Source organism: Salegentibacter maritimus, assembly GCF_016236975.1.
Lineage (GTDB): Bacteria > Bacteroidota > Bacteroidia > Flavobacteriales > Flavobacteriaceae > Salegentibacter > Salegentibacter maritimus.
In genome coordinates this window covers 35,563-62,008 of sequence record NZ_JAEHNY010000006.1, presented here as the reverse complement: position 1 = coordinate 62,008, position 26,446 = coordinate 35,563, and the positions used below count along the sequence as shown (strand labels likewise).

Annotated in this window: 26 protein-coding genes; 11 read left to right on the top strand and 15 right to left on the bottom strand. The window is 35.3% G+C overall.

What is annotated here, in order from left to right:
* Nucleotides 1–183 precede the first annotated feature (183 nt).
* From I6U50_RS07845 to I6U50_RS07830, 4 genes are all read right to left on the bottom strand, one after another.
* Complete coding sequence (locus I6U50_RS07845; protein ID WP_317192019.1) at nucleotides 184–1,617, bottom strand: CCA tRNA nucleotidyltransferase; 1,434 nt, start codon at nucleotides 1,615–1,617, stop codon at nucleotides 184–186.
* 92 nt (nucleotides 1,618–1,709) lie between these two features.
* Nucleotides 1,710–2,084 (bottom strand): GxxExxY protein, encoded by a 375-nt coding sequence (locus I6U50_RS07840; protein WP_198638442.1) that lies wholly within the window; start codon nucleotides 2,082–2,084, stop codon nucleotides 1,710–1,712.
* A gap of 26 nt (nucleotides 2,085–2,110) precedes the next feature.
* Entirely contained in the window at nucleotides 2,111–2,680 is a 570-nt protein-coding gene (locus tag I6U50_RS07835) for an L-threonylcarbamoyladenylate synthase (protein WP_198638441.1), read from the bottom strand.
* Nucleotides 2,667–3,782, bottom strand: a complete 1,116-nt coding sequence (locus tag I6U50_RS07830) for a glycosyltransferase family 4 protein (RefSeq protein ID WP_198638440.1) — start codon at nucleotides 3,780–3,782, stop codon at nucleotides 2,667–2,669. The genes I6U50_RS07835 and I6U50_RS07830 overlap by 14 nt, the downstream gene beginning before the upstream one ends.
* 183 nt (nucleotides 3,783–3,965) lie before the next feature.
* Here I6U50_RS07830 and I6U50_RS07825 point away from each other — a divergent pair, with 183 nt between their 5' ends.
* The gene (locus I6U50_RS07825; RefSeq protein ID WP_198629275.1) at nucleotides 3,966–4,733 is read left to right on the top strand and encodes a lipopolysaccharide kinase InaA family protein; all 768 of its coding nucleotides are present in this window, start codon (nucleotides 3,966–3,968) and stop codon (nucleotides 4,731–4,733) included.
* 231 nt (nucleotides 4,734–4,964) lie between these two features.
* Nucleotides 4,965–5,813, top strand: a complete 849-nt coding sequence (locus tag I6U50_RS07820; protein WP_198638439.1) for a glycosyltransferase — start codon at nucleotides 4,965–4,967, stop codon at nucleotides 5,811–5,813.
* 80 nt (nucleotides 5,814–5,893) lie between these two features.
* Here the strand turns inward: I6U50_RS07820 and I6U50_RS07815 are convergent, their stop codons facing one another.
* The 4 genes from I6U50_RS07815 to I6U50_RS07800 all read right to left on the bottom strand — a co-directional run bounded on the left by I6U50_RS07815 (nucleotide 5,894) and on the right by I6U50_RS07800 (nucleotide 10,017).
* Nucleotides 5,894–6,883 (bottom strand): Stealth CR1 domain-containing protein, encoded by a 990-nt coding sequence (locus tag I6U50_RS07815; RefSeq protein WP_198638438.1) that lies wholly within the window; start codon nucleotides 6,881–6,883, stop codon nucleotides 5,894–5,896.
* 144 nt (nucleotides 6,884–7,027) lie between these two features.
* Nucleotides 7,028–8,092, bottom strand: a complete 1,065-nt coding sequence (locus tag I6U50_RS07810; protein ID WP_198638437.1) for a CDP-glycerol glycerophosphotransferase family protein — start codon at nucleotides 8,090–8,092, stop codon at nucleotides 7,028–7,030.
* Complete coding sequence (locus I6U50_RS07805) at nucleotides 8,089–9,156, bottom strand: glycosyltransferase family 9 protein (protein ID WP_198638436.1); 1,068 nt, start codon at nucleotides 9,154–9,156, stop codon at nucleotides 8,089–8,091. The genes I6U50_RS07810 and I6U50_RS07805 overlap by 4 nt, the downstream gene beginning before the upstream one ends.
* Before the next feature lie 45 nt (nucleotides 9,157–9,201).
* Nucleotides 9,202–10,017, bottom strand: a complete 816-nt coding sequence (locus I6U50_RS07800; protein WP_198638435.1) for a 2,3,4,5-tetrahydropyridine-2,6-dicarboxylate N-succinyltransferase — start codon at nucleotides 10,015–10,017, stop codon at nucleotides 9,202–9,204.
* Nucleotides 10,018–10,110: 93 nt separating this feature from the next.
* On the opposite strand from I6U50_RS07800, the gene ruvX reads away from it, so the two are divergent.
* From ruvX to I6U50_RS07775, 4 genes are all read left to right on the top strand, one after another.
* Nucleotides 10,111–10,518 (top strand): Holliday junction resolvase RuvX, encoded by a 408-nt coding sequence (gene ruvX / locus I6U50_RS07795; protein ID WP_079721323.1) that lies wholly within the window; start codon nucleotides 10,111–10,113, stop codon nucleotides 10,516–10,518.
* Between the two features lie 54 nt (nucleotides 10,519–10,572).
* The gene (locus I6U50_RS16160) at nucleotides 10,573–10,737 is read left to right on the top strand and encodes a four helix bundle protein (protein ID WP_198638434.1); all 165 of its coding nucleotides are present in this window, start codon (nucleotides 10,573–10,575) and stop codon (nucleotides 10,735–10,737) included.
* Nucleotides 10,738–10,976: 239 nt separating this feature from the next.
* Complete coding sequence (gene def / locus I6U50_RS07780; RefSeq protein ID WP_193710993.1) at nucleotides 10,977–11,567, top strand: peptide deformylase; 591 nt, start codon at nucleotides 10,977–10,979, stop codon at nucleotides 11,565–11,567.
* A gap of 297 nt (nucleotides 11,568–11,864) precedes the next feature.
* Nucleotides 11,865–12,299: a DUF5606 family protein gene (locus tag I6U50_RS07775; RefSeq protein ID WP_193710992.1), complete on the top strand. Its 435-nt coding sequence runs from the start codon at nucleotides 11,865–11,867 to the stop codon at nucleotides 12,297–12,299.
* Between the two features lie 173 nt (nucleotides 12,300–12,472).
* On the opposite strand, the gene I6U50_RS07770 is transcribed toward I6U50_RS07775, so the two are convergent.
* Genes I6U50_RS07770 through smpB form a run of 3 tightly spaced genes read right to left on the bottom strand, consistent with a single transcriptional unit; the run spans nucleotide 12,473 to nucleotide 16,657 of the window.
* Nucleotides 12,473–14,962 (bottom strand): DUF5686 and carboxypeptidase regulatory-like domain-containing protein, encoded by a 2,490-nt coding sequence (locus I6U50_RS07770; protein WP_198638433.1) that lies wholly within the window; start codon nucleotides 14,960–14,962, stop codon nucleotides 12,473–12,475.
* Nucleotides 14,963–15,012: 50 nt separating this feature from the next.
* Nucleotides 15,013–16,185, bottom strand: a complete 1,173-nt coding sequence (locus tag I6U50_RS07765; RefSeq protein WP_198638432.1) for an MFS transporter — start codon at nucleotides 16,183–16,185, stop codon at nucleotides 15,013–15,015.
* A 7-nt stretch (nucleotides 16,186–16,192) separates the two neighbouring features.
* A complete protein-coding gene (gene smpB / locus I6U50_RS07760) occupies nucleotides 16,193–16,657 on the bottom strand; it encodes an SsrA-binding protein SmpB (RefSeq protein ID WP_193710989.1) in 465 nt (154 codons plus the stop codon).
* 206 nt (nucleotides 16,658–16,863) lie between these two features.
* On the opposite strand from smpB, the gene I6U50_RS07755 reads away from it, so the two are divergent.
* On the top strand, nucleotides 16,864–17,607 hold the full coding sequence (locus tag I6U50_RS07755) for a DUF6503 family protein (protein ID WP_198629619.1): 744 nt from the start codon (nucleotides 16,864–16,866) through the stop codon (nucleotides 17,605–17,607).
* A gap of 127 nt (nucleotides 17,608–17,734) precedes the next feature.
* Nucleotides 17,735–19,120, top strand: coding sequence for an NAD-dependent succinate-semialdehyde dehydrogenase (locus I6U50_RS07750; protein ID WP_198638431.1), 1,386 nt, complete (start codon nucleotides 17,735–17,737; stop codon nucleotides 19,118–19,120).
* A 143-nt stretch (nucleotides 19,121–19,263) separates the two neighbouring features.
* Here the strand turns inward: I6U50_RS07750 and I6U50_RS07745 are convergent, their stop codons facing one another.
* Together I6U50_RS07745 and I6U50_RS07740 are read right to left on the bottom strand one after the other, a co-directional pair.
* Complete coding sequence (locus I6U50_RS07745; protein WP_198638430.1) at nucleotides 19,264–19,806, bottom strand: phosphoglycerate mutase family protein; 543 nt, start codon at nucleotides 19,804–19,806, stop codon at nucleotides 19,264–19,266.
* 3 nt (nucleotides 19,807–19,809) lie between these two features.
* The gene (locus I6U50_RS07740; protein ID WP_198638429.1) at nucleotides 19,810–20,904 is read right to left on the bottom strand and encodes an esterase-like activity of phytase family protein; all 1,095 of its coding nucleotides are present in this window, start codon (nucleotides 20,902–20,904) and stop codon (nucleotides 19,810–19,812) included.
* 120 nt (nucleotides 20,905–21,024) lie between these two features.
* Here I6U50_RS07740 and I6U50_RS07735 point away from each other — a divergent pair, with 120 nt between their 5' ends.
* Nucleotides 21,025–21,210, top strand: coding sequence for a CsbD family protein (locus I6U50_RS07735; protein ID WP_198629623.1), 186 nt, complete (start codon nucleotides 21,025–21,027; stop codon nucleotides 21,208–21,210).
* 166 nt (nucleotides 21,211–21,376) lie between these two features.
* Here I6U50_RS07735 and clpB read toward each other — a convergent pair whose 3' ends face one another.
* Nucleotides 21,377–23,983 (bottom strand): ATP-dependent chaperone ClpB, encoded by a 2,607-nt coding sequence (gene clpB, locus I6U50_RS07730; RefSeq protein WP_193710983.1) that lies wholly within the window; start codon nucleotides 23,981–23,983, stop codon nucleotides 21,377–21,379.
* Between the two features lie 182 nt (nucleotides 23,984–24,165).
* Between clpB and ytxJ the strand changes: the two genes are divergently transcribed.
* Nucleotides 24,166–24,555, top strand: a complete 390-nt coding sequence (gene ytxJ, locus I6U50_RS07725; protein ID WP_198638428.1) for a bacillithiol system redox-active protein YtxJ — start codon at nucleotides 24,166–24,168, stop codon at nucleotides 24,553–24,555.
* Between the two features lie 89 nt (nucleotides 24,556–24,644).
* On the top strand, nucleotides 24,645–24,887 hold the full coding sequence (locus I6U50_RS07720) for a hypothetical protein (RefSeq protein ID WP_198638427.1): 243 nt from the start codon (nucleotides 24,645–24,647) through the stop codon (nucleotides 24,885–24,887).
* Between the two features lie 202 nt (nucleotides 24,888–25,089).
* On the opposite strand, the gene fahA is transcribed toward I6U50_RS07720, so the two are convergent.
* On the bottom strand, nucleotides 25,090–26,379 hold the full coding sequence (fahA, locus tag I6U50_RS07715) for a fumarylacetoacetase (protein ID WP_198638426.1): 1,290 nt from the start codon (nucleotides 26,377–26,379) through the stop codon (nucleotides 25,090–25,092).
* Nucleotides 26,380–26,446 lie beyond the last annotated feature (67 nt).

The window sequence follows — 26,446 nt, the reverse complement described above, 5'->3', positions numbered from 1 at the left end:
ACCGCCAAAGGGTGTAATACCCCGAGGCTTGCCTCGAAATTAAAAATTTGTTTCCAAAGAATGCCTCGTGGGCTTGCTCAGAGGTAGTTTACTTTTTAACTCGATAATAGATATTTCAATATTTCGAGGCTAGCTTTAAAAATAAAACAATGCTTTTAAAATTTTACCTCTTAAGCCCACTGCCTACTGAGACTGCTTACTGGCCACTGTTAACCCAAGTTCTTTTCCTTTTTTTAGCATTAAATTCCTTGCGGCTTCATGTTCATTTGGAATTTCTCCTTCCAGAATTGCTTCTTTAATGGCATCTTTTATAATACCAATTTCTCGCGAGGGCTTAATATTAAAAGTCTCCATAATTTCTTCGCCGGTAACCGGGGGTTGGAAATTACGCACCTGGTCGCGCTCTTCCACCTCTTTCATTTTACTGCGAACCACTTTAAAATTGTTATGATACTTTTTAAAACGATTAGGGTTTTTAGTGGTGATATCGGCTTCACAGAGTGTCATTAGGTCTTCAATATTTTCACCCGCATCAAAGATAAGTCGGCGCACGGCAGAATCGGTTACGTCATTGTCTACAATAGCTATGGGGCGTGAACTCATTAATACCAATTTCTGTACATATTTCATCTTCTCATTAAGCGGCAGGCGAAGTCGTTTAAAGAGTTTAAATACCATTTTCGCGCCCACAAACTCATGACCGTGAAAGGTCCAACCAATTTTCTTATGAAATTTTTTGGTAGGGGCTTTCCCAATATCGTGCAATAAGGCTGCCCAGCGTAGCCATAGATCATCGGTATTTTTGGCAATATTGTCTACCACTTCTAAAGTGTGCCAAAAATTGTCTTTGTGTCGTTGGCCTTCAATTTCATCAATTCCTTCCAGGGCGGTAAGTTCGGGTAAAATAATATCTAGCAAGCCCGTTTTGTGCAACAAAGAAAAGCCTTTTGATGGCTTATTGGCGAGCATTATTTTATGCAGCTCTTCTGTAATTCTTTCTTTGGAGATAATGCGTATGCGTTTCCTGTTTCTGGTAATAGCATCTAAGGACTCTTTTTCAATTTTAAAATTTAGTTGTGTGGCAAATCTAATGGCCCGCAGCATACGCAAGGGATCGTCAGAATAAGTTATATCGGGGTCCAGTGGAGTTTTAATGATTTTGGACTGAAGATCTTCAATGCCATTAAAAGGGTCTAAAAGATTTCCGAAGTTATCCTCATTTAATCCCAATGCGAGTGCATTTATAGTAAAATCACGCCGGTTTTGGTCGTCTTCCAAACTTCCATCTTCCACAAGGGGCTTTCTACTCTCTTTTTGATAACTTTCTTTACGAGCGCCCACAAACTCTATTTCCATATCATAAGCCCGTAACATTGCGGTTCCATAATTTTTAAAAACCTGTACTTTGGGTTTATGCGGTAGTATTTGGGCTACCTTTTTAGCGAGTTGAATACCGCTGCCAACTGCAACAATGTCTATATCTTTAGGGGTGCCTCGTTGCAAAATATGATCGCGCACAAAACCTCCAATAACGTAGCTTTCAAGATTTATTTCTTCTGAAGCCTGGGTGATGACCCTAAAAATATTATGGGATAACGCGCTTTTATAATTCTTCACTATTTTAATTTCTTTTGAAATTTCCTGTTATCAATATGTAATTAAATGATACTGGAAAATTATATCTTTTCTAGCCACGAATACACAAATATTTATAGTACAATTTTTTTGTGATCTAATAAATCTTTGTGGAAGTTGGCTAATATGGCTAATCTGTTTTTAAAAACCTTTAAATAATTAATACATTGAGCAATATGCTTATCGTAAATATTCTCTATAGACTTTATTTCTAAAATTATTTTATCAAAAGCGATAAAATCAGCATAGAATTTGTGTCTCAGAACAACTCCTTTATAGGTAACTGAGTATTCTTTTTCTCTTTCAAAGGGAATATTCAGCGAATTAAACTCAAGTTCTAATGCATCTTTAGAAACTATTTCAGAAAAGCCACTTCTTAAATTATTATATACATTGAATAGTGCGCCAACAATGGCATAACTTTCATCTTTATATATAATATCGGACATAATTCGAGTATTCGTGGCGAAATAATCTATTTTCTAATCACTTTAACCTTACCATCGTTACTTAATTTAATGATAGTAGAGGGTTTAGCCGATTTCTTATTTTTTTGCAAATTTACTATATAGTCCACACCTTCTAAAATTTCAGGACTAATTTTGGCGAAACTTTCCGGTGTTTTTTCACCACTAATGTTTGCCGAGGTAGAAACGATAGGTTTCCTAAATCTTTTTGCTAAATCATTGCTGAATTTATCTTTGGAAACCCTAATAGCCAGGGAATTATCAGCGCCTATTAGGTTTTCGGCCACACGAATTGGATTATCGTAAATAACGGTGGTAGGTTTTCGGGCAAATTTTAAAATGTCGTAAGCTACTTCTGGTACATCTTCCACAAATTGGTTGAGCATTTTATAATCTGAAACCAAACAAATTAAGGCCTGACTTTCGTGGCGTTTTTTTAGTTTATACACTTTTTCTACCGCTTCAGGATTGGTGGCGTCACAGCCAATTCCCCAAACTGTATCGGTAGGATAAAGTATAAGCCCGCCGCGTTTTAAGATAGTAAGGGCGTTTTGTATTTCTGTTTTAAGATCTTCCATATAAAATGTTTTTGTATTCGTGTAGTGTTTTTTGCGCCATTTGTTTTGTGGTGAAATTTTCTACCACTTTTCGATGGGCGTTTTGGGTAAACCTAAGGCTTATATTGGTTTCTTTTGCCAAAAATAGGATGTGTTCGCTTAATTTTTTAGGATCTGTCGCATCAGCTAAAAGTCCGTTTTCCATATGGCTCACAATTTCGGGAATTCCTCCAACATTTGTGGCTATAACTGGAGTTTTATGGTAGAAAGCTTCATAAATTACATTAGGGACACCTTCAGAGTTAGAGGTGAGCAGTAACATATCTAACTGTGATATTAGGTTTGCGGCATTTTCTTTAAAGCCCAAAAAGCTGATAGATGCTTCTAAATTATTAGCTTTTACCTGTTCGAGTAATGCGGCAGTTTCAGAAGTAAAATATCCAATTTGTACAAAATGAAATTTTTGACCGTTTGGCCGGTTTATTATTTGTTTGGCAGTTTCAATGAAAGTAGAAAGGTCCTTAGCAGGAATATGATTGCCAATATTTCCTACCAGAATATAATCTTCGGTTAAGCCAAGTTTGTTTCGAAGATTACCATCAGGGCTAAGCTGTTTTTGTTTTTCAATAGAAATACCGTGATAAATGGTTCTTAAACGATTTTTATCCTTAATTTTTTCTGCAGTGATCTCTTTGGTTTTATGCGAAACACACAGAATGCGTTTAATTTTTGGGTAGTTGTATTTGTAAAGTGTTTGCTTTCTGTTTTTGATGGGAAAAGAGGTCTTTTTGCTAAAAACCATTGGCGGTAAATTATAGAATTTATCGGCCAAAACAACCAGGGCAAGTGCTTTTGGATCGTGAATATGAATAAGGTCTATTCGCCTGGTCTTGCAAATTTGTATAATCTTTAAACTGTACCGAATATCGAAATTAAAGCGAAGTGGTGAAGTTTTGAACTTTAATTGATTCTTTTTGAGTCTTTTATGAAACAATCCATTTTTTACGCATAGAATTAGATTTTCCACTTCGGGAGCCTCATTTTTAAAGGCTTCACACAGCAATTCGATTTGGTTTTCACCGCCCCCCCAATTTTTTACTGCCGATAAATGAAGGATTTTCATTAGGTCTTTCTCTTTATTCGTTGCTGCAATGTTTATATTTGTCGATTATTAAAAACTTAAGTTTTTGATTAGTCAAGCCTTAATGCGGTGGTAAAAATACTAATTTACACTGCGATATTTAGCTAATCTTTCGGTCTAATTCGGGGATGGTGTTATTATTAATAGCTTTAACTTTATTTGTTGATGAAGATTTTCATTTCAAAATATCATAAATTATCCAAGAAGAACATCGAAGAAATTCTGTTGAATTTTAATGCTATTGGGCAGTCGTTTTTTGCAGGAAAAAAACATCGCAGAAATCATATTAAAATAATTGAAAAAGAGGGGGAGAAATTCAATATCAAATCTTTTAAACAGCCTAACTTCATTAACAGGTATGTGTATGTACTTTTTAGGGAATCTAAAGCTGAGCGCTCGTTTAAATATGCAGAAAAACTTATTAAAAAAGGAATTGGAACCCCTAAGCCTATTGCTTTTGCTGAAGAAGTTGTTAAGGGAGCTCTTACTAAAAGTTTTTATATCAGCGAGCATTTAGATTATGATCTTACATTTAGGGATTTAGATTTGACAATACCCGGCCACGAAGATATTTTACGTGCTTTTACCCGTTTCACCTTTAAACTTCATGAAAATAATATTGAGTTTTTGGACCATAGCCCCGGTAACACTTTAATTCAGCTAAATAACGGCGATTATAAGTTTTACCTGGTAGATTTAAATAGAATGAATTTTAAACCGCTTAATTTTACCGAGCGGATGAAAAATTTTGCCAGGCTTACTCCCGATAATGAAAAGATTGAAATTATGGCCGATGAATATGCAGAACTCATAGAAAAGTCGGAAACCGAAGTCTTTAAAAAAATGTGGTTTTTTGCCCATTCTTTTTTTGTAAAAAGGGCTAAGAATAGGGAACTGAAGCAAAGGTTTAAAAATTTTGTCGGAATTAAATAAGCGAATATAAAATTAAGGTTCTTGTTCTAAAGTTTTGGAATTGATATTTTCAATTAAATAACATCAAGAAATCTTAGAGTTTTTTTGTAGTATTAACCAAAGTTTAAAGTAAGCTCTTCCAATAAGAAATGAATTATTTTTTTAGGAGAGTTATGAATAAAATTAAAATGTTTAGCTCAATAAAACGAGGTGATGTTTTAAGTTTAAAATAGTCATTTATAATTTAGAATAATGTTTCAGCACTATATTGTTACTCGCTTCAATTTAAGAGCGAAAGACTGGACTACTACAAAAAATAATGAAGAAGTGCTAACTGATGAATGGTTAGAGGAGCGTTTTGATTTATTCGAGAATTATTGTTTTGCATCGGTAAAAAACCAAACTAATCAAAACTTTAAGTGGTTGGTTTTTTTTGATATTAATACTCCTGAAATCTATAAACAGAAGGTAGTAGATTACAAAAGTGACTACGAAAATTTTGTTCCCGTTTTTATTGACGGTATGAAAAATTTCCTTCCCGAAATTGTAAAAACTATTAGTAATCTTGATTCCCAGGAATATATAATAACCTCACGGCTAGATAACGACGATTGTATTCACCAGAATTATATAGATGTTGTGCAAAGTTATTTTAATAAACAAGAGCATCAAGCGCTTGATATAATTGATGGTTATACTTTAGAAACCGGTAAAAATACCCGTTTGGGTGCTTTAAGAAAATTAAATAATCCATTTATTAGTCTTATAGAAAAGAAAGATGATTTTAAAACTGTTTGGTTTCGAAATCGTCATGGCTCCTGGAAATATGAAAAAAATCTGGTTAGAATAAAAAATCAAAGACTCTGGTTAAGTATAATTCATTCTAAAAATAAAGTGAATAGATTTTGGGGATATGGAAATATAAACCCTGAAAAAATCTATGATTTTAATATTTCTAAAACCCGAACAACAGAAATCTTTAAAAGTTTAGTGAGTTTTAATTCATGGCGATTATTAAGTTTTAAAAATAGGGTAAAGTTAATTAGCAAAGAAGTTTACAAAAAAATTAAAGCGGCTATAGGGCTTTATAGAAATACCTGAATTAAATAAAGCACAGGAACTTCTCTAATTTACTCCATAATCTGGATTTAATGCTTCAAGGCTTGTTACCAGGGAACATCTTAGCTTTCACTTAATCGCTTTTTTATCCAAAGTAAAATATAATTTAATATTTCGTCATTGGCCATATCCAGGGTTTGAAAGGTGAGAAAAAGTTTCTTTTGGTTTTTTTCAAACCATTTCAATTTTAGTTTTGTTGACGATAGGTTTTTATATGATCTAAAGTAAGTTAACTGCGAGTAACTACGATAATGGTAAGTGTTATTCTTAATTTCCAGATGCTCAGATAAGGAAGATAGCAGAAATTGATTTGGATTTCTAAATCTGTGTTGAATATTGTTTCTAAGTAAAGAATCTTCTTTAAAAAAATTTGTTAGAGTTGATTTTCTTACACTAACCGGAGTATGAAATCGTCTAACATATTTATCCATTTTCGCCAATTTGGCGCTGTTTTGTTGTAGTTTTTTAAAACTGATTTTATCCTTTTTTGTAGAAACATCCAGGAAGTTTAAAAATTCATGATATGATTTTCGTAATTTTTTGTTTTCATTGAAGTCTTGCCATTTACCTCTTATGATAGGTTCTCCATTAATAAAAAAATCATCTACAGAGACTTCTTTCATTACAAAAGTATCATCATTAAAAATAACAAAGTGCTCAGATAAGTTGGGGATTCTATACAACATAGATATAATAGAACACGAGTTAAAGGTGGGGAGGTATTCTTCAAATCCCCTAAAAATAATTTCGTGATCTACCAGTTCTAAGTTCATACCTTTCTTTTGAGCTAATGATTTTAGGTGATCAAAAGATTCGGGCGATTGATTATCGGTTACTAAAAAAATATTCCTAATAAAAGGCGCAAATTTGATTATAGATTTAATAGCCATATCAATTTCCCCAATTGAATTGTATCTTTTTAAGTGTTTTTTAGAGGAGAAATTTATAGGAGATTTAGAATAATTATTAATTTTTTTTTGCCAATTTTTGTCGTCGCCATCTACCCATGTTATAACGGCATCAACGGGAATATCTTCTAGAGATTCTTTCATTCTTTGAAAATTTAACCTGGTAATTTAGGTTTTAATTTGAATTATTCACTGAAAAATAAGGATTAATTTACCTTTTGTTTAAATGCTAAATTATAATATTCAAAAAAAAAGTAGCAAATTTAATACGTTAAAATCACTTAAGCGCTATTTAATTGTAGGTGGTTTTCGGTAAGTCTTTAAAGGATAGAAATTAAGGTTTTTGCGAACTTTTAGCTTTCGTATAATATTTAAGGGTTTAGGTTTTAAATGACTTTTATCGGCATGTAGAAATTTTATTGATGCATCTATTAAGCGCGCGCTAGACTTGCCATCTTTATAGGGGTGCATGTTTTTATTAAATTCCTGGATTTCTTCAAGTAAATTCACATCAGGATCAAGTGCATTTTCTATTGCGCTTTCAATTTTTTCAACCTGGGTGATATTTAGTAAGTGTTTTCCGGGTTGTGAATTTCTAAAAGTTACTACCGGTTTTTCTTGAAGCAAAAATTCAGTTACTACAGAGGTAGAATCGGCAAACAGTACATCGCTTTCTCGAAATAAAGGGATCAAATCTGTAGTATCGTAATAGGTGAGGTTTTTCCCCTGTATGTCTATAAATTTTTGAACACGTTCCTGCGGAATTTTTGGGTGGAGCACTACTTTAAAATTCCAATTTCCTTTTTTCGAAATGCGTTTTATTTCCTCTATCACATCATCATTATAGGCTAAACTCAGTTTTTTACTAAAGGTAGAGGAAATTAAGATACTAGGTTTTTCCCGCGGAATTTCTTCTAGCGGAAACAGGGGATCCAATTTGGGCCAACCGGTTTCTACTACTTCAAAGTGTCTATATTTTTTCTGCAACTCTTTAAAAGGTTGTGTAGTAAACGGTCCTTGAGTTGAATATAGATCGAAAAATCCGCGAATTCTAAAGTGCCCCTTTTTAAAATTACGTTTACTGGGGGCAATCCCATGAAATACCTGTACTTTTAAACCCGGGAGAAAATCGGCTATACTGTTGGTAATACTTAAAATAATATGGGGGTTGTAATCAATGGCCTGGTGAATATCATCTAACACAAGCTTATCTTTACTAAATTTCTTTTTGGTTTCCGGTTCATCAGCAAACCATTTTACCTGGTATCCACGTTTTTTAATTTCTTCTTCCAGGGGCTCACCAATTGGAAAAGCATAGGTATAACTGATATAAATAAGAAACCGATAATTCATATGTTGAGGTTTTTTAAAAACTCACTTAATTTTAATTCCATGAGCTCGGGATTTAATTTTTGATATAACCTGTCATTTTTAAGTTTGCTGAAGCGGGGTGTATTGTTTTTGAAAAGATGTGGTTCGAAGTCCTCCAAATGTATTGAAACCTGTTTTACATTATCTTCATAAATCGCCCAATAATTCTTTTTTACAATTGGGGAGTGTATAGAGAAACCTGGTATACCCAGTGCTTTCATAATATTGGCAGCTCCACCTTCATTTCCAAAATAAAGATCACAATTAGCCGCGTTAAGTATAAAGCCTTTTAATGAGTTTTCATAAATATCAAGAAAAATACACGATTGGGTTTGGGGACTGCACAGGTTGTAAATTTTTTTTGCTTCAGCATTTTGCATCGGCAAATAGTTAAATAATATCTGCGCTTCTGGTATTTGTTTTACAATTTTATCCAATAAAAATGCCATATAAGCTTTAGGATAAGATTTTGTGGTGGAACTTCCCAGTACACCGCACATAATTACCGGTTGGTCTATGTCTATTCCTTGCTTTTTCAGCTTCTTTCTAAAAGTCTCTTTTTCTTTGGGAGAGATAAAAATTTTAGGTCTAAGCGCTATAGGAAAGCTCTGATCCAGACCTTTTAAAAGTTGCATTCTGTTCTCTATGGCGAGACCTGCACTAGTTTGGGGATTTTCTTTATAACTAAAAGTTTTTGTATAAAACAGTCGGGTATAATTTTTATCAAAACCAAGTCTTCTAGGTGCCCCTGCAAAGTAGGTAATAATGCCTGAACTTATTTTAGAGTAAATGTCAATTATTGTAGAATAAGATTCATTACGAATAAAACTCAAAAACTTTAGAAATTTTAAAGGGTTTCTTCCTGTCTCTGGTTTATACTCAATAAGCTTATCTATAAATGGATTGTTTTCTACTACTGGCTTTGTGTGTGGGTAAATTAAATAATGTAATTCAGCATTCGGATATTTCTTCCGAAGGGCTTCAAATAAGATTGAGGATGTGAGCACATCCCCAATCATTTTTTGCTGAATTATAAGTATTTTCATACGTTTTTTTCACTCGCCTCACAGCAAAGTTTATAAGATAAAACCTTATACCGCTACATCATACTCACGTAGTGCATCGTTTAGCGATGTCTTTTTATTGGTAGATTCTTTACGTTTACCAATAATTAAAGCACAGGGAACATTAAATTCTCCCGCAGGGAATTTTTTGGTATAACTTCCCGGGATAACCACCGATCTTGCCGGAACAATTCCCTTCGTTTCTTTAGGCTCTTCGCCGGTAACATCTATAATTTTAGTAGAAGCGGTAAGTACAACGTTAGCGCCTAAAACAGCCTCTTTTTCAACTTTAACACCTTCTACCACAATACTCCTAGAACCTAAAAAGGCGTTGTCTTCTATAATTACAGGAGAAGCCTGTAGCGGTTCTAAAACCCCTCCAATTCCTACACCACCACTAAGATGAACGTTTTTGCCAATTTGAGCACAACTTCCTACGGTAGCCCAGGTATCTACCATAGTACCTTCGTCTACATAAGCACCAATATTTACATAGCTAGGCATCATAATTACTCCGCTAGAAATATAGGCCCCGTGTCTTGCAACCGCGTTAGGAACTACTCGAATTCCTTTTTCTTTATAACCATTTTTTAGTGGGATTTTATCGTGATATTCAAAAATGCCAGCCTCTAAAGTCTCCATTTGCTGAATAGGGAAGTAAAGCACCACGCCCTTTTTAACCCATTCGTTCACTTTCCAACCATTTTCAGTCGGTTCGGCAGTTCTTAACTTCCCCGAGTCTAATAGCGAAACAACTTCGCGTATAGCTGCTATGGTTTCTGTATCTTTTAGTAAATCCCGGTTTTCCCAGGCTTCATTGATCTTAGCTTCTAAATGATCCATAATATTATTCTTGATTTTCAGCAAATATAAGAGCTTAAAGCTAATTTTTGGTTCTAAAGCAATATAAACCTTACCTTTGCGCAAATTTTGAAGATGGCACGAATTATGGCACTTGATTTTGGGACAAAACGCACCGGTATTGCCGTTAGCGATGAGCTTAAAATGATTGCCTCTGGACTAACTACTGTAAAAACCCCAGAGCTTCTGGAGTTCCTTGAAAAATATTTTAAAGAGGAAAAAGTAGAACTGGTGTTGGTAGGGGAGCCTAAACAAAAAGACGATACAGCTTCAGCAGTAGAAGTTTATATTCAGCAGTTTTTAAAAATTTTTAGTAAAAAATTTCCTGAAATGCCTTTTAAGAGAGTAGACGAACGTTTTACTTCCAAGATGGCTTTTCAGTCTATGATAGATAGCGGTGTAAAAAAGAAAAAACGCAGGGATAAAGCGCTTATAGATGAAGTTAGTGCTACCATAATCCTGCAGACTTATTTATATGAGTGAGCTTAAAATGTATAATGCCTATTGAATAATTTATAATTTAAGTTGTTTAATTTAATGAAAACTGACTTAATTAATCGTTCAAATGTTTTTGCCCATAAATGCGTAAAACTAGCAATAAATCTTCCAAAAAATAAATTAGGAAGCCATATTGAGGGTCAGTTAATTAGGTGTAGTACTTCGGTTGCAGCAAATTATAGGGCCGCATGTTTAGGGCAATGAAAAAAAGCTTTTATTTCAAAATTAGGAATAGTAATTGAAGAAGCTGATAAATGTATTTTCTGGATAGAATTCGCGAAAGATGAAGATCTGCTAAATGAGAAAGATTCAAAGGAATTGATATTTGAAGCCAAAGAGTTGACATCAATCTTTATCGCGTCTGGAATCACAGCGGTAAGAAACCAAAATTCCGGGAAATGATATTATAAATTATTCATTATAAAATATAAATTCTAAAAAGAATGATTTTACCAATTGTAGCGTACGGAGATCCGGTTTTGCGAAAAAAGTGCAAAGATATCTCTGAAGATTATCCAAAACTGGATGAGTTAATAGAAAATATGTGGGCAACTATGTATAATGCTTATGGCGTAGGCTTAGCGGCACCACAAGTTGGCCTGCCAATTCGTTTGTTTCTTGTAGACTCGAGCCCGTTTGCAGAAGATGAGGAATTAGAGTTACAGGAGAGGGAAGAACTCAAAAAACTAAAAAGAGTTTTTATAAACCCAAAAATTGTAGAAGAAGAAGGAGATGAGTGGGCTTTTAACGAAGGCTGTTTAAGTATTCCTGAAATTAGGGAAGACGTTTTTAGAAAGCCTAAAATAGTGATAGAGTACCAGGATGAGAATTTTAAGGAGCATCGTGAGACTTTTACAGGTCTGGCAGCCAGGGTTATTCAGCACGAATACGACCATATTGAAGGAATTTTATTTACCGATAAACTATCCAGTTTAAAAAAGCGTTTACTAAAAAGTAAACTTGCAAATATTTCAAAAGGGAAGATTAAAATTGAGTATAAAATGCGTTTTCCCGAAATGAAAAAAGGCCGTTAATTGTATTGTTAAAGATTTAGAGAAGGTTGCGTGTCCTGATGGTTACCCCAGGCTTAGTTGAACATTATTCTTGAGTATTAGGAATATTGGGGAAGCTTTGTAACTACAAATATTTATGAGTTATCTCATAAATATTCCGGGCTAATCACTTTGATAAGTTGTTTTGGCAGCTGATATTTGCCAGCCTAAAAATAAAATCTGACAATAGGATTACAAAAACATTATTTAGAAAACTATTTATAATGCTGGGCCAAGGCCCACAAAATAATAACCTCGTCGAGGAATTAAAGATATACTATGGGATTAGATAAGATATTAGCGATTTCGGGAAAACCCGGTTTATACGAACTTACTGCACAAAGCCGCGGAGGATTTATTGTAAAATCTATTCCTGACGGAAAAAAAATGGCAGTAAATATTCGTCATAATGTAAGTTTGTTGAGTGAGATTGCCATTTACACATATACCGAAGAAGTGCCATTGGCAGAAATATTTGAAAAAATAAAGGAGAAAGAAGATGGTGGCGAAACTATAAACCATAAGTCTTCTAAAGCCGAGTTGGAAAAGTATTTTGCCGAGATCCTGCCAGACTATGATGTAGATCGTGTATATGCTAGCGATTTGAAAAAAATATTTCAGTGGTATAACCTGCTTATTAAAAACGGTATTACCGATTTCTCTACCGAGGAAGAAACATCAGCAGAAAAAGATACTTCTGGAGAGGAAGAATAAAGATTTCTGCTGTCATTGAGAAATGAAGCAACCTTGCAAAGTTACTTCAATTTGTTCTTAATGGCGTTAATTAATAAAACCTCACAGGTTCAAAAGCTGTGAGGTTTTTTGTTTAAAAATACGTCATCCTGCACTTGTTTCAGAATCTAGCATGGTTTTATTTCGCCGAAATTTTAATCCAAAATTCCCAAAAACTTAAGGCCAAAAACAAACGCAGCTTCCCGCTGGCCATCTTTATTGGAAATCACGTAGTCTAATCTTAAAAGCCTGTATTTTCCAAAACCAAGATTATCAATTCCAACCGAATATTCAGAATAAGGTTTGCTGTCTTCAGTATAGAGTGCATGGGCACCAATTACAAGGTTGTAATTTAGCCGATTTATAAATGGGATTTTCCCTAAAACCCATCCTTTAAAATCGTGTTCGGCGTGAACTTCGGCGTAAGTTTTATTTGTGCTTAATGAATAATAAGGGAGAAGGTTAAACCTGGAAACATTAGTAAAGCCATTATAAACCCTGGTTTGATTTCCTATAAAATGCCTGTAATCTAAAAAGGCCATATCTTGAGCATTCAGGAATGCACCAGCCTTTAAATTATAAGCTAGTTCACCTTTATTCCCCAAGTTAAGTTGTTGTGTAACCGAAGCATTAAAATAGTCGAAATTATAGGTTGCCAGGCTTGCTCCAAAAGCTTTTTCGTAACCCAGATAAAGTGTTGGGTACTTCTCATTGGAAACATTGAATTTACCACTAGGGTAGCTCATATATTTTTGACCAAACCTAATTCTGGTACTAAGCTTAAGCTTAAATAAATCATGTTCTCTAAAGGCTGAAGTCCCAAAATTTTCAGGTTGTAAGGGATTGTTGGAAGTGTATTCAACCCCATCATTATCAATAATTACCTGGCCGGTTTTATTAAATAGTGGTTTTCTCTTTTCATAACCAATATCGCCAAAAAAGTAAATGCCGTTAATAACTTCCTGCTGATAGGCGATTTTAGCGAAAGAGCGTTCATAAAGTTTAAGGTAATTACGTTCAAAAAATATACTGGTAATATCGTTTAATCGTTCCGAAATTGGAGTTCTATCGTTAATTTGTGCGGTTTCAATTCCGCCTGAGATTTTTAAAACCGGCCTGTTGTAATTATTAAATTGTTTTTGAAAACCTCCCTTAATCCTAAAGCGTTCATCGCTAAACCCATAATTGAAGCTGGCAAATAAACGCCAGAATTTACCGGGGTTTTCATTTTTAACGTCATTCTGTCTATAAGAAATTGTACTGGAGGTATTCCACCCCTGCACGGTATTAAAATGGGTGCCCATTAGAGGGGAGCTTATATTTAAATAACGTTCTTTAAAAGAATCTTGCCAGGAATAACCAAACACCGGAGCGCCTAAGTTAAATTTATTCCGCACTGAATCTATTGAATCTTTATATGGCTTTGAATTTCGAAGGCTTTGAATACTATCTTTTTTTACATAATCGTTTATTTCTTCATCGGTTAGCGGTACCGGACGCAGTTTTTGCCAATAGGTTGAATCCTTTTTATTGGCTGCTTCTGCAAAAGACATGATTTCATTACTAAAACTATTTTTATTGAAGTCAGGTTTAAAATTGTAGTTGCTGTAAATCGCGGTAAACCGGCCATCTCCCGAAATACCGAACATTTCAAATTTAAAATCTACAGTTTGGGAAATTTGAATATAAAAACCATTTTCTTGCGAAAACCGATAATTCTGTTTAAAATCCAGTGTTTCAATTGGCGGCACTTGTACGGCCTCACCGGTAGTTTGTAGTTCTACTCCAAAAATTTGCCATAGATCTTCTACAATATAGATATACCCTGAAAATACGCGATCTTTCTCTCGTTTCGGGCTTACTTTTATTTTATTGATAAGATTCCCGTTTTCATCATAAAAAGTTCCAACTAACTTATAATTATAGTAGTTAAAAGCATATTCTGCGATAGGTGAAACCATTTCACTGTTAATCTCAATCGTGTTTTCATAAAATGAAAAGTAAGACTCCTGGGCCGAGTTTAAACTGAAACCATTATCATCACCACTTACTTTAGAGGCAATAATTTTTTCATTAAAATCATCTGGACGTTTATAAGAAATTTTTGAAATAGTTTCGCTTAAATATACGATTCCGCTTCGGGTAGAATCCAGGCCCCCACCAAGATCGCCAACTTCCTGCCCGAGTATTTTTTCCGGGGCATTTTCAATTCGCCAAAGACCCCGGGAATAGAAACTAGCGGTATAGGCCTCCAGTTTTTTAGCATTTTGCTTCCTAAATTCTATTGCTTTTTTAATAACTGCATTTGCTAGATTTTTATCTGAAGAAATATTTATCTCATCCAAAGTGGTGGTTTCAGGCTTTAGACTTACATTTAGCTGATAGGGGAACTCTTCAATAGAAATAATCTTTTTCTGTGTTTGATAACCTAAAAACTGAAAAACCAGGTTATAGTCTCCGGGACTATCTATTTTCAATTCGTAAATCCCATTTTCATTGGATGTAGTTCCAAATTTTCCATTTTCGGTATAAATATTTACATAAGGAAGTACCTTATTTTCGGTATCGGTAACTTTTCCTGTAATTTGGGCAGTTAAATTTAATGATGAAAAAATAAGGAGGATAAATAGGATTTTATGATGCATGATGATGAATTGAATTTAAAAATAGAAAACTAAGTAAAATAATTGCTTTTTTATTTACTTTTCTTTATAATTCTCCATAAGCCAAATGCAGGGCCCAGGCTAAGAAGGCTAAGGCTGTAAACAGGTGCAACTTGATGTAAATAGTTAATTAATTGCAGATTTACTATGGTAATGACAAAGCCTATTGAATTAACAATGGTGAGAACCGTGCCTTTATTTTCTGCCACTGCGTTATTGGCTATTAAAGTGGAAAATAAAGGTGAATCTGCAACCACAGTGATGCCCCAAAAGCATAAAAATATAAGGAGTATTGTTGCTGATGTCTCCAGAAAAATTAATGGAAAAAGTAAGCAACAGACACCTGATAATAGTAAAGCTATGGAGGCGGTTTTCTTTACTCCTAAATGTTTAGAAATATAGCCTCCTAAAACACATGAAACCCCGCCAATTCCTATAATAACAAAAGACCAGAGGGAAATGTTAAAATCGCTTGTTGGAAATGAAAGTTTGTAGGCAGTTAGGATAACAGGAACAAAAGCCCAAAAAGTATAGAGTTCCCACATGTGGCCAAAATAGCCAAAGGCTGCACTGCGCAAAGGCTTATTGTTAAAAGCCTTAAAAATAGCATTAAATTTAAATTTGCCTTTTGCTTTTCGAAAAGGTCCATTGGGAACAAAAAGCAAAATTAAAAGTCCACCCAGCAAGGCGAACAAGGAAGTTGCAATAATCACCAAACGCCAGGGTAGTTCTTCGGTGCCGGTAAAAGTCTTTAAAAAATGGGGAAAAGCAGTTCCCAAAACCAGTGCACCTACCAGATACCCTAGAGATTTCCCCAGGCCTTTATCATAGTAATCGGCAGCGATTTTCATTCCAACAGGATAAATTCCCGCAAGGGAAAATCCGGTGAAAAAACGCAATAAAAGCAAGCTGTTTAAATTATTGTTGTCCAGAATTATTCCCAGATTAAAGATTGCGCCAAAAACTGCAGAGATAAAAAACAGTTTTGAGGGAGAAAACCTGTCGGCCAGGCTTAGAAAAGCGAAAATGAGTGTGCCCGTAATAAAACCAAATTGTACCGCAGAGGTTAGGTGTCCAAGCGCTTCTTTGTTTAAATTAAAGTTGAGGTAAAGCTCAGGCATTACTGCGTTCCCGGCAAACCAAAGTGAGGTACAGCAAAACTGGGAAAAAACAATGAGTGGTAAAATTTGTTTTGCCGGCCTCATCCGGGAGCTAGTTGTATTCTTTCTTAATTCTGTCTAGTTTACGTTTACTTTCTCTATCTTTTATAGTTTCCCGTTTGTCGTAAAGCTTTTTACCCTTTGCCAGCGCAATTTGCATTTTCGCAAGTCCACGATCGTTAATAAAAACACGTAAAGGAACAATGGTAAGTCCCGAGTTTCTCACCTCTTTTTCCAGTTTCCTTAATTCGCGACGTTGTAATAATAGTTTACGTTCGCTTTTTGGGTTATGATTAAAATGAGTGGCGTGAGAGTATTCTTCAACATGCATATTTATCACATATAATTCGTGATCCTGAAATTCACAAAAACTCTCGGCAATAGAGGCTTTTCCCTGCCTTATAGCTTTTATTTCGGTACCTGCCAATTTAATCCCGGCCACGTATTTATCCAGAATTTCATATTCAAATCTTGCCTTTCGGTTTTTTATATTTATGGTATTGGTATTCTTCTTCATAATCAACAAAAATAGGAAGCATTATAGAAAATACCTCTATGTTTATCAAATTCGTAACAAAATATCTTATAAAGTTTAATTACAAGACTATGATGTTGGGTTAATTATAAAGGATATGCGGCTTTCTTTATGATCTTGCTTAGCATTTTCTGCCAATATATAGGTTTTAATTATCTTTGCTGGTTTCAAATATTTATAATAAAGAAATGAAAAAGTACATATTAGGATTTATCGTGATCTCATTGATTTATGCTTGTGAAACAGAACAGGAGAGTGCGCAGCAAATTATAGATAAAGCAATTGTAAAAGCCGGTGGGGAGCGTTATAAAAATGCTGAAATTAGTTTCGATTTTAGAAAGGGAAGCTACCGAAGTAAACGCGAGGGTGGAGACTATGAATTGGAACGAATAATGTCTGATTCTACCGGAGCCCAGTATAGAGATGTGGTAAATAACAATGGTTTTACAAGGTACTATAAAGATACCGTAGTAAAACTTCCCGACTCCATGAAAACTATCTATGCAAATTCGGTGAATTCGGTTCACTATTTTGTGCAACTACCTTTCGGTTTAAATGATGCTGCAGTGAACAAAGAGTTGATGGGAAAAGACAGTATAGATAATAAAGAGTATTACGAGATTAAAGTGACTTTTGATGAAGAGGGCGGAGGAGAAGACCATGAAGATGTGTACATGTATTGGGTAGACACCAAAAATTATCACGTAGATTACCTTGCCTATAGTTTTGAAGTCAATAAAGGTGGATTGCGTTTTAGAAAGGCCTATAACCCACGAACTATAGAAGGAATACGTTTTGTAGATTATGAAAACTATAAAATGGACAATCTAAGCACTCCTTTAGATACCTTAGATGATCTGTATGAGAGCAGGCAATTGGAGTTGCTATCTAAAATTGAAACTAGAAATATAGAGGTAGAACTTTTAGAATAATAGGGCAGTATAAGGTGTTAGATGTTAATTCTTATTAATTAACTTGCTGTTTTAAAATCTTTAACGGCACATTACATCTATTTAGTTTTTGCTCTTTCTAACTTTAATTTTTAAAAATTGAAGAGTTATGGAAGAGAAAGTATTGAAGACTGTGAATCCTGCTACCGGGCAGGAATTAGAAACTTACAATTATTTTACCGATCAGGAAGCAAAAGATGCCGTAGAGCAATGCCACCAGGCATTTTTGAAATGGAAATTGAAATCTCCAAAACAAAGAGCTGAAATAATAAAAGCCATTGGAGAAAAGTTAGCCGAATACAAAAACCAATTGGTGAATTTAATGACCTCTGAAATGGGAAAGCTTCTAAAGCAAGGGGAGCAAGAGATAGATCTTTGTATAGGTATATGTGAATGGACGGCAGCAAATGGGCCGGATAATCTTAAAGATGAAGAATGCGAATTACCAGATGGGGGTCGTGGTATAGTTACTTATTCTCCATTAGGCGTTATTTATGGAATTCAGCCATGGAACTTCCCAACCTACCAGGTTATTCGTTATGCTATTGCCAATCTTATGGCCGGAAATGGAGTTCTGTTAAAACATGCAGAAAGTGTTACCGGTACTGGTTTATTAATTGAAAAAATACTTAATGAAGCTGGTTTGCCAAAAAACCTTTTTAAAACTATTTTGATAGACCATGAGCAGTCTGATGCTATTATTAAACATAAGCTTGTTCGTGGCGTTACTCTAACCGGAAGTCCTGATGCCGGAAAAATAATAGGTGAAAAAGCAGGTGCAGCCTTAAAGAAAAGCGTTCTTGAATTAGGGTCAAACGATGCATATATGGTTCTAGAAGATGCCAATTTAGATAAAGCGGTAGACTACTGCGTAAAAGGGCGTGTGTATAATAATGGAGAAACCTGTGTAGCTGCAAAACGTTTTATAGTAGTTGAAAAGCTATACGATGAATTCAAAGAAGCTTTTGTTGAAAAAATGAAAAGCCTTAAAGTGGGAGATCCAACTAATGAAGATAGTGATTTAGGGCCTATGGCTAGAAAAGATTTGCGGGAAGAACTTCATGAACAGGTAGAAGATAGTGTAAAAAAAGACGCTGCGGTTCTATGTGGTGGAAATATACCAGAAGGAGAGGGCTACTATTACCCTGTTACCGTATTGGCCAATGTTAAACCCGGACAGCCGGCTTATGACGATGAGCTTTTTGGCCCGGTGGCCTCTTTAATTAAAGCAAAAAATGATGAAGATGCCATGCGAATAGCAAACGATAGCCAATTTGGACTTGGAGGCGGAATCTTTTCTGAAGATGAAGAAAAGGCTGTAGAGCTGGCCAAAAAGCATTTTGATACCGGGATGGTGTTTATCAATTCTTTTGGGCTGGCACAGCCAAATATGCCTTTTGGAGGGGTGAAAGATTCCGGTTATGGTCGTGAACACGGTGGTTTCGGACTTAAAGAATTTGTAAATGCCAAGGCAATAAATATTTTAAAAGGATAATTGCAGCATAGGAATTATCAAATTGGCTAATTTATACAATCAAAGTAAAATATTTCAATTCATAAAAAAGACCGGAATTATTTTCCGGTCTTTTTTATGAATCTGGTGTTGCTAATAAATAAAATATAGAAGTCTTTTCTATTTTAATCAATATATAAAACTTGTACAGTGCGCTCACCGTTTGGATGAATAGTGACTATAAAAAGGCTGCCATAAACGCTTTCGTCCAATTGTTGGTATTTTTTCTTTCCTAAAATATAATTTACCCATTCCGGGTTAAGATTGCTGTGGCCTACCACTAATACCGTTTTGTTTTTTGTTTGTTTCTGAAAATCCCGGTCGTTTAACTTTTGCGTATCATAGAATTTGACGTCTATGTTTTTACTTTCTGCAATTGGTTTGGCCGTATTTAAAGTACGCTTATAATCTGAACTATAAATGAGGTCGAAATCTATATCTTTAAAAGTATTTACCCAATTTTTAGTACGTTTTATACCTGCTTCAGTTAGTTCGGGGTCTTTATTTGCAGCATTGGTAGTATCCTTTTCAGTATGCCTAATAAAATAATAGGTAGTGATCTTTTCTGAAGGATCAACGGTATTGTCCATAATTTCTGAAGTCTCTTCGTCTCCAAAATTACAGGAACTAAAAAATAGTAGGCTTAGTATTAAAAAGTAAGGTTTCATAACTTAATCGATTTCCAGTTCTAAAAGAATAAATTGAGTAATTTGCTTACTAAAACTACTAAAATTATCGTCTGAAACCAGGATTAAAGATTTTTTTTCGTTAGGCAATTCAGGCCCAAAGCTCATTCCTTCAATATTATCTATAATCTCCTGATTTAAAAAGTTTTTGATCGATTTAAAATCGAAAATCAATCTTTTTTCAGCTTCCTGATAGTCAGCTTTTTTTAGGTTTTCAATTTCCAGGGTATTGCTCGCTTTTGAGGCATCTACATCATAGATTCTAACGGTATTTCCATTTGAGCCGTAGCCGGCCGAATAAGCGCGTTCCAGAACCAGAAATTTATCTTCTGCATATTCAAGAATTTCAGTGACACCATTTACCGCAAACCAATTAATGGGAAGTTTTGAAATTCGGTCTAATTTATAGGCGAACTGGCTAACCGGCAACATAGATTGTTTATTGAATTTCGTGATTCTAACAGGAGAATTGGTTGGGTAAATTTTCGGCTTTGGCCCATCTTTTTCCAATGGAAGTTCCATGGCAACCCAATACCCGGTTTTATCAGAGCTTCTGGCAATACCTTCAAAAACACCATTATTTCTTGGTTTTTGTTCTCCAAAAGCTTTAAAATACTCAGGGATTTCGTAGGTCGAAATAAAATTGCCTTCGGTAGAAATATTAAAAACAGAAGGATCTTTGGCATTTTGAATGGAACCTTCAGAAGAAAGTATAAGCGATTTACTTTCGGCGTCAAAACGAATGCCTTCTAAATCTGGAGTGTGCTCTTTATAAAATGCTTCTTCTTTATTTAAATAAATAGCTTCTGTGATAATAACAGTGTCTATAGACCTGTTTGTAAATGGGATTTTTGCCTTGTAGATTCTTGGATTAGAAGGCTGGTCACAGACCAGGTAATAGTCGCCCTGGTGGTAATCTATACCCGAAAGTCCGCCTACCAGGCTTCCATTAACCTCAAGGTTTTGGGGTAGTACAAAATCGTCTAAATAGCTGAGTTTTATAGAAGAATTGTCTAGTTTTTTTGTGGAGCCGCAGCTAAAAATACCAAGAGAAAGTATTAATAAAATGAATTTTTTCATCAAAAGATTTTTGGCTCCAAAAATAACAAATCCTTAAGAGAACTATGGGAGTTTCTTGAGAGTTTACCCAAACATCGTATTGTAACTTAGTTTTATAATTAACACCTAAAACCAATTATTATGAATGAGGATCAATTAGAAGGAAAGTGGAAACAAGTAAGAGGTCAATTTAAACAAAAATATGGCCAGGTGACCGATGATGATACCACTTATACCGAAGGAAAGTTTGATGAGATGTTAGGTCGTTTACAGGAAAAAACCGGTAAGACCAAAGAAGAACTGAAAGAAGAAATTGATAAGATGTAATTTGCACCTATGAAAAAGGAAAAGGCCGGGAAAATTTTCCCGGCCTTTTTTTGCTCAATAATTTAAGGTTTAGTGGCATCGCCCAAAGGTCGTAATGCCTCAAGGCTTGCCTCGAAATTAAAAATTTGTTTCCAACAAATACCTCTTGGGCTTTCCCCGAGGTAGTTTACGTTGTCTCTACCGGATTGGTTTCATTTCTAAATACCAACTCATCGTTAAATTCATCTAACAGAATAATACTATCGGTTTTAATAGTTCCAGAGAGAATTTCTTTAGATAATTTATTTAAAACTTCCCGCTGAACAACCCTTTTTACAGGTCTGGCACCAAACTGGGGATCAAAGCCCCGACTGGCCAGAAAACTAATGGCTTCTTCTGTTGCATCCAAAATAATATGCTGTTTTTCAAGCATTTTCTTAACACCTTTAAGCTGCAAGGAAACAATTTTCTTGATATCCTGTTGGGTTAACGGGCTAAACATAATAATATCGTCTATCCTATTAATAAACTCGGGTCTTACATTTTGTTTCAGCAAGCCCAATACTTCAGTTTTTGCAGCCTCCATAGCGGTATCCAGGTCTTTTATATTTTCGTATTTCTCCTGGATAATATGGCTTCCCATATTAGAAGTCATAATAATAATGGTGTTTTTAAAATCTGCCAGGCGTCCTTTGTTATCGGTTAACCTTCCTTCATCCAGTACCTGCAGTAAAATATTAAAGGTATCAGGATGGGCTTTTTCAATTTCATCTAAAAGCACTACAGAGTAGGGTTTTCTTCGAACAGCTTCGGTAAGCTGGCCTCCCTCATCATAACCAACATATCCCGGAGGCGCTCCCACCAACCTGCTCACAGAATGCCTTTCCTGATATTCGCTCATATCAATACGGGTCATTGCCGATTCGTCATCAAATAAATATTCGGCCAGGGCTTTTGCCAATTCGGTTTTTCCCACGCCTGTTGTTCCTAGGAATAGGAAAGAACCAATAGGCCTTTTTTGATCTTGTAAACCGGCCCGGCTTCTTCTAACCGCATCACTTACAGCGATTATAGCTTCGTTTTGTCCAACCACCCGCTTATGCAATTCGTCTTCCAGTTTTAGTAATTTTTCACGGTCGGTTTGTAACATTTTGGTTACCGGGATACCGGTCCATTTAGCTACCACTTCGGCAATATCTTCGTTGGTTACTTCTTCCTGGATTAGGGATTTTTCATTTTGATTTTCGGCTACGGTTTCTTGCAGTTTTTCCAGTTTTTCCTGGGCTTCTTTTATTTTACCGTAACGAATTTCAGCTACTTTTCCATAATCACCTTCACGCTCGGCACGTTCTGCTTCCAGTTTATAGTTTTCAATTTCAGATTTTAAATTCTGAATATTGTCTACCACACCTTTTTCATTTTGCCAACGCGCATTTAATTCGTTTCTATCTTCTTTTAAATTAGCTAATTCAGCCCGAAGCATTTTTAATTTAGCTTCATCTTTCTCACGTTTAATAGCCTCAATTTCAATTTCCAGTTGCATAATTCGCCTATCTAAAACGTCTAATTCTTCCGGTTTAGAATTGATTTCCATCCGTAATTTAGATGCAGCTTCGTCCATTAAATCTATGGCTTTATCGGGCAGAAATCGGTTGGTGATATAGCGTTTCGATAGCTCTACAGCAGCGATAATGGCCTCATCTTTAATTCTAACCTTATGATGTGTTTCATATTTTTCTTTAATACCTCGTAAAATAGAAATGGCACTTTCGGTATCGGGTTCGTCTACAGTAACCTTTTGAAACCTTCTTTCCAGAGCTTTATCTTTTTCAAAATACTTTTGATATTCATCTAAGGTAGTGGCACCAATGGCTCTTAATTCTCCTCTTGCCAAAGCAGGTTTTAAAATGTTGGCCGCATCCATGGCTCCCTGCCCACCGCCGGCGCCTACCAGGGTATGTATTTCGTCTATAAAAAGTACAATATTGCCATCGCTGGAGGTAACTTCCTTAATTACGGCTTTAAGTCGTTCTTCAAATTCACCTTTATATTTTGCACCGGCAATAAGTGCTCCCATATCCAGGTTGTAAATCACTTTGTCTTTTAAGTTATCGGGAACATCCCCGGCAATAATTCTATGTGCTAAACCTTCGGCAATGGCTGTTTTACCTGTTCCCGGTTCTCCAACCAACATTGGGTTGTTTTTGGTTCTTCGGGAAAGGATTTGCAAGATTCTTCTAATTTCTTCGTCCCGGCCAATAACGGGGTCAAGTTTTCCCTCTTCGGCCATTTGGTTTAGGTTATTGGCATATTTATCTAAAGAATTGTAGGTGTCTTCGGCGCTTTGTGAAGTCACCCTGTCGCCTTTTCGCAATTCTTCAATGGCTGCTTTTAAAGATTTCTCAGTCGCTCCCTGGTCTTTTAAAATTTGCGCTACTTTGCTTGAAGATTTAAAAATGGCCAAAATAAGATGTTCTATAGAAACATATTCATCTTTCATTTTTTTTGCAATAGTAGATGCTTCATTCACGGCTTTTCCCGCTTCCCGCGAAAGCACTATATCGCCCCCACTAACTTTTGGAAAACTCTGTAAGGTTTTATCCAGAATATCGTTAAATAGGTTGACATTAATATTTAGCTTTTTCAATAAAAATGGAGCTACATTTTCGTCTACAATACTTATTGCTTTAAAAATATGCTCATTTTCAATTTGTTGATGCCCCATCTCTTGCGCAAGCTGCTGAGCCTGCTGAATGGCTTCCTGTGATTTTATGGTAAAATTATTGAAATTCATAGTCGTTGTTTTTTGAATGAGTAAAGCAATTGATATACCATTAAAATATTAAGACAAAATGACTGATTTTATTTTAAAATTAACGCCAAATTGACACTTAGGTTAAAATTCTGAAAATAATTTTGAAATGAAGAGCAGATTAAATTTATTAAGAATTAATTTTATACGAAAGAAAATTAACTATGGGATTATTAGATAAATTATTTAAAAGTGATGGCGGGGAGACCAGTAAGGTGACGAGCTTTCCCTGGACCAAATTAACCGATAAAGATCAAATAACGATAGCCATGGAGGAATCTAAAGATAAGCTTGTGGGGATATTTAAACATTCTACACGCTGTGGTATTAGTAATATGGTGCTTAGAACATTTGAAAGGGAGTATGAGGAAAATGAAGAGGTGAAATTATATTTTTTAGACCTAATTAAGGATCGTGAGATTTCTAACGCTGTTGCTAATGAATTAAGCGTACACCACGAGAGCCCGCAGTTTATTGTTTTGCGGAATGAGAAGGTTGTTCATCACGCTTCTCACCAGGATATTGATGCTTCAATATTAAAGGAGCTCGACTAAGAGTATAAAATCCTGTTAAAAGTTGTTTTAATTTAAGCTGGACGCATTTGCCTTTGTACCTTTTACTGTTGAATAATAAATAATGTGTTATGAAGGCAAAAAAAGAAGATATACGAAAGCTGGAAGAAAACTGGAAGTCCTTAAAACAGGAAGATAAAGATAGAGAGCAACGAGAGTTTCGTGATCTTAAACAAAAAGAAAAGGATTCAGGGAAGACTTTAAAGAAAGAAAAAGACAGGAGTTCTTCTAAAAATTCAGGGAAGGCCAGTTCCCGTGAAGAACGGGAATTTATGGATGGGGTTCAAAAGGAAAAGACTGATAAGAGAAAGTAGGATATAAGTTTTGAGGCTTGTTGTAATAAGTGGCACTTCATTAAATATATAAAGCTGTTTGAAAAGTTTTATCGGCGTCAAGCTGAATTTATTTCAGCTTCTAACTTGTATTAATTCCCTCAAGTTATATCCTGAAACAAGTTCAGGATGACGTTAAAATAACTTTTCAAACAGCTTTTTTTATAAATTAGATGTAAGAAATCTATTTTTTCTTAGGCTCAAATACGGGAAGTAATTTGCTGCTTACCTCTCCAAAACCTATTCTTCGGCCTTTGCTTTCGCAATACCCACGCATAATAATGGTATCGTGGTCTTCAATAAATTTACGTTCACTACCATCTTTAAGCTTAATTGGTTTCTCGCCTTTCCAGGTGAGTTCTAGCATAGAGCCATAACTATCTGGGGTTTTTCCCGAAATGGTTCCCGAAGCCATCATATCTCCAGAATTTACCGGGCAACCGTTAACGGTGTGGTGGGCTAGCTGCTGACTCATATTCCAATACATATTCTTGAAATTAGTTTTTGCCAATAGGTTCTCTTCAGAATGCTCGGGCTTCAAGGAAACCTCAAGATTAATATCAAAGCTTCTCTTTCCTGTACTTTGCAGGTAAGGGAATAATTCTTTTTCTGGTTTTGGGCCTTCTGTTCTAAAAGGTTCCAGTGCATCTAAAGTAACAATCCAGGGAGAGATGGAAGATGCAAAATTCTTGGCCAAAAACGGACCTAAAGGTACATACTCCCAGGTTTGTATATCTCTTGCACTCCAGTCGTTAAATAATACCATTCCAAAGATATATTCTTCGGCCTCATCGATTGGGATTGGTTCACCAAGTGGGTTGGCATCAGTAGTAATAAAAGCCATTTCTACCTCAAAATCTACTCTTTTTGATGGTCCAAAAACAGGAGTGTCAGAATCTTTTGGTTTGGTTTGTCCTTTTGGTCTGTGAACAGGAATACCGCTAGGTATAATAGAAGAACTCCTGCCGTGGTAACCTACCGGAATATGTAGCCAGTTTGGTAATAAGGCATTATCTGGATCGCGAAACATAGTTCCTACATTGGTAGCATGTTCTTTGCTTGAGTAGAAATCGGTGTAATCGCCAACCTGAACCGGCATTTGCATTTCAATCTCATCAAGCGTAAAAAGAACGCGGTTTCTATGTTCCTGATTGTCTCTTAATTTTTCATTGTTCGCATCAAAAATTTCAGCAATTCGGTTACGAACCAGGCGCCAGGTTTTTTTTCCGTCAGAAATAAAATCATTAAGCGTATCCTGTAAAAATATATCGTCGGTTAACGGAATTCCATCAAAATAACCCAACTGGTGCAAAGCACCAAGATCTATAGCAAAGTCTCCAATACGGGAGCCAATAGTTATTACATCGTCCCGGGTTAGGAATACCCCAAAAGGAATATTCTGAATAGGGAAATCGGTGGTTTCCGAAGTTTCCAACCAGGTTTTTCTATTTGGGTCGTTAGCTGTAATAGGCATGTTTTTCTGTTTTTATTAAGAAATCTAATGATTTCAAATATATTATTTTCCTGTTATTAACCGAATG

Coding starts and splice junctions, on each gene's coding strand:
- I6U50_RS07755 (WP_198629619.1), top strand. CDS start 16,864: ATGAAAAAGTACATATTAGGATTTATCGTGATCTCATTGATTTATGCT.
- ruvX (WP_079721323.1), top strand. CDS start 10,111: ATGGCACGAATTATGGCACTTGATTTTGGGACAAAACGCACCGGTATT.
- I6U50_RS07815 (WP_198638438.1), bottom strand. CDS start 6,883: ATGAAAGAATCTCTAGAAGATATTCCCGTTGATGCCGTTATAACATGG.
- I6U50_RS07750 (WP_198638431.1), top strand. CDS start 17,735: ATGGAAGAGAAAGTATTGAAGACTGTGAATCCTGCTACCGGGCAGGAA.
- I6U50_RS07840 (WP_198638442.1), bottom strand. CDS start 2,084: ATGTCCGATATTATATATAAAGATGAAAGTTATGCCATTGTTGGCGCA.
- I6U50_RS07800 (WP_198638435.1), bottom strand. CDS start 10,017: ATGGATCATTTAGAAGCTAAGATCAATGAAGCCTGGGAAAACCGGGAT.
- I6U50_RS07735 (WP_198629623.1), top strand. CDS start 21,025: ATGAATGAGGATCAATTAGAAGGAAAGTGGAAACAAGTAAGAGGTCAA.
- I6U50_RS07805 (WP_198638436.1), bottom strand. CDS start 9,156: ATGAAAATACTTATAATTCAGCAAAAAATGATTGGGGATGTGCTCACA.
- I6U50_RS07775 (WP_193710992.1), top strand. CDS start 11,865: ATGGGATTAGATAAGATATTAGCGATTTCGGGAAAACCCGGTTTATAC.
- clpB (WP_193710983.1), bottom strand. CDS start 23,983: ATGAATTTCAATAATTTTACCATAAAATCACAGGAAGCCATTCAGCAG.
- I6U50_RS07810 (WP_198638437.1), bottom strand. CDS start 8,092: ATGAATTATCGGTTTCTTATTTATATCAGTTATACCTATGCTTTTCCA.
- ytxJ (WP_198638428.1), top strand. CDS start 24,166: ATGGGATTATTAGATAAATTATTTAAAAGTGATGGCGGGGAGACCAGT.
- I6U50_RS07740 (WP_198638429.1), bottom strand. CDS start 20,904: ATGAAAAAATTCATTTTATTAATACTTTCTCTTGGTATTTTTAGCTGC.
- I6U50_RS07720 (WP_198638427.1), top strand. CDS start 24,645: ATGAAGGCAAAAAAAGAAGATATACGAAAGCTGGAAGAAAACTGGAAG.
- I6U50_RS07765 (WP_198638432.1), bottom strand. CDS start 16,185: ATGAGGCCGGCAAAACAAATTTTACCACTCATTGTTTTTTCCCAGTTT.
- def (WP_193710993.1), top strand. CDS start 10,977: ATGATTTTACCAATTGTAGCGTACGGAGATCCGGTTTTGCGAAAAAAG.
- I6U50_RS07770 (WP_198638433.1), bottom strand. CDS start 14,962: ATGCATCATAAAATCCTATTTATCCTCCTTATTTTTTCATCATTAAAT.
- fahA (WP_198638426.1), bottom strand. CDS start 26,379: ATGCCTATTACAGCTAACGACCCAAATAGAAAAACCTGGTTGGAAACT.
- I6U50_RS07825 (WP_198629275.1), top strand. CDS start 3,966: ATGAAGATTTTCATTTCAAAATATCATAAATTATCCAAGAAGAACATC.
- I6U50_RS07835 (WP_198638441.1), bottom strand. CDS start 2,680: ATGGAAGATCTTAAAACAGAAATACAAAACGCCCTTACTATCTTAAAA.
- I6U50_RS16160 (WP_198638434.1), top strand. CDS start 10,573: ATGAAAACTGACTTAATTAATCGTTCAAATGTTTTTGCCCATAAATGC.
- I6U50_RS07745 (WP_198638430.1), bottom strand. CDS start 19,806: ATGAAACCTTACTTTTTAATACTAAGCCTACTATTTTTTAGTTCCTGT.
- I6U50_RS07820 (WP_198638439.1), top strand. CDS start 4,965: ATGTTTCAGCACTATATTGTTACTCGCTTCAATTTAAGAGCGAAAGAC.
- smpB (WP_193710989.1), bottom strand. CDS start 16,657: ATGAAGAAGAATACCAATACCATAAATATAAAAAACCGAAAGGCAAGA.
- I6U50_RS07830 (WP_198638440.1), bottom strand. CDS start 3,782: ATGAAAATCCTTCATTTATCGGCAGTAAAAAATTGGGGGGGCGGTGAA.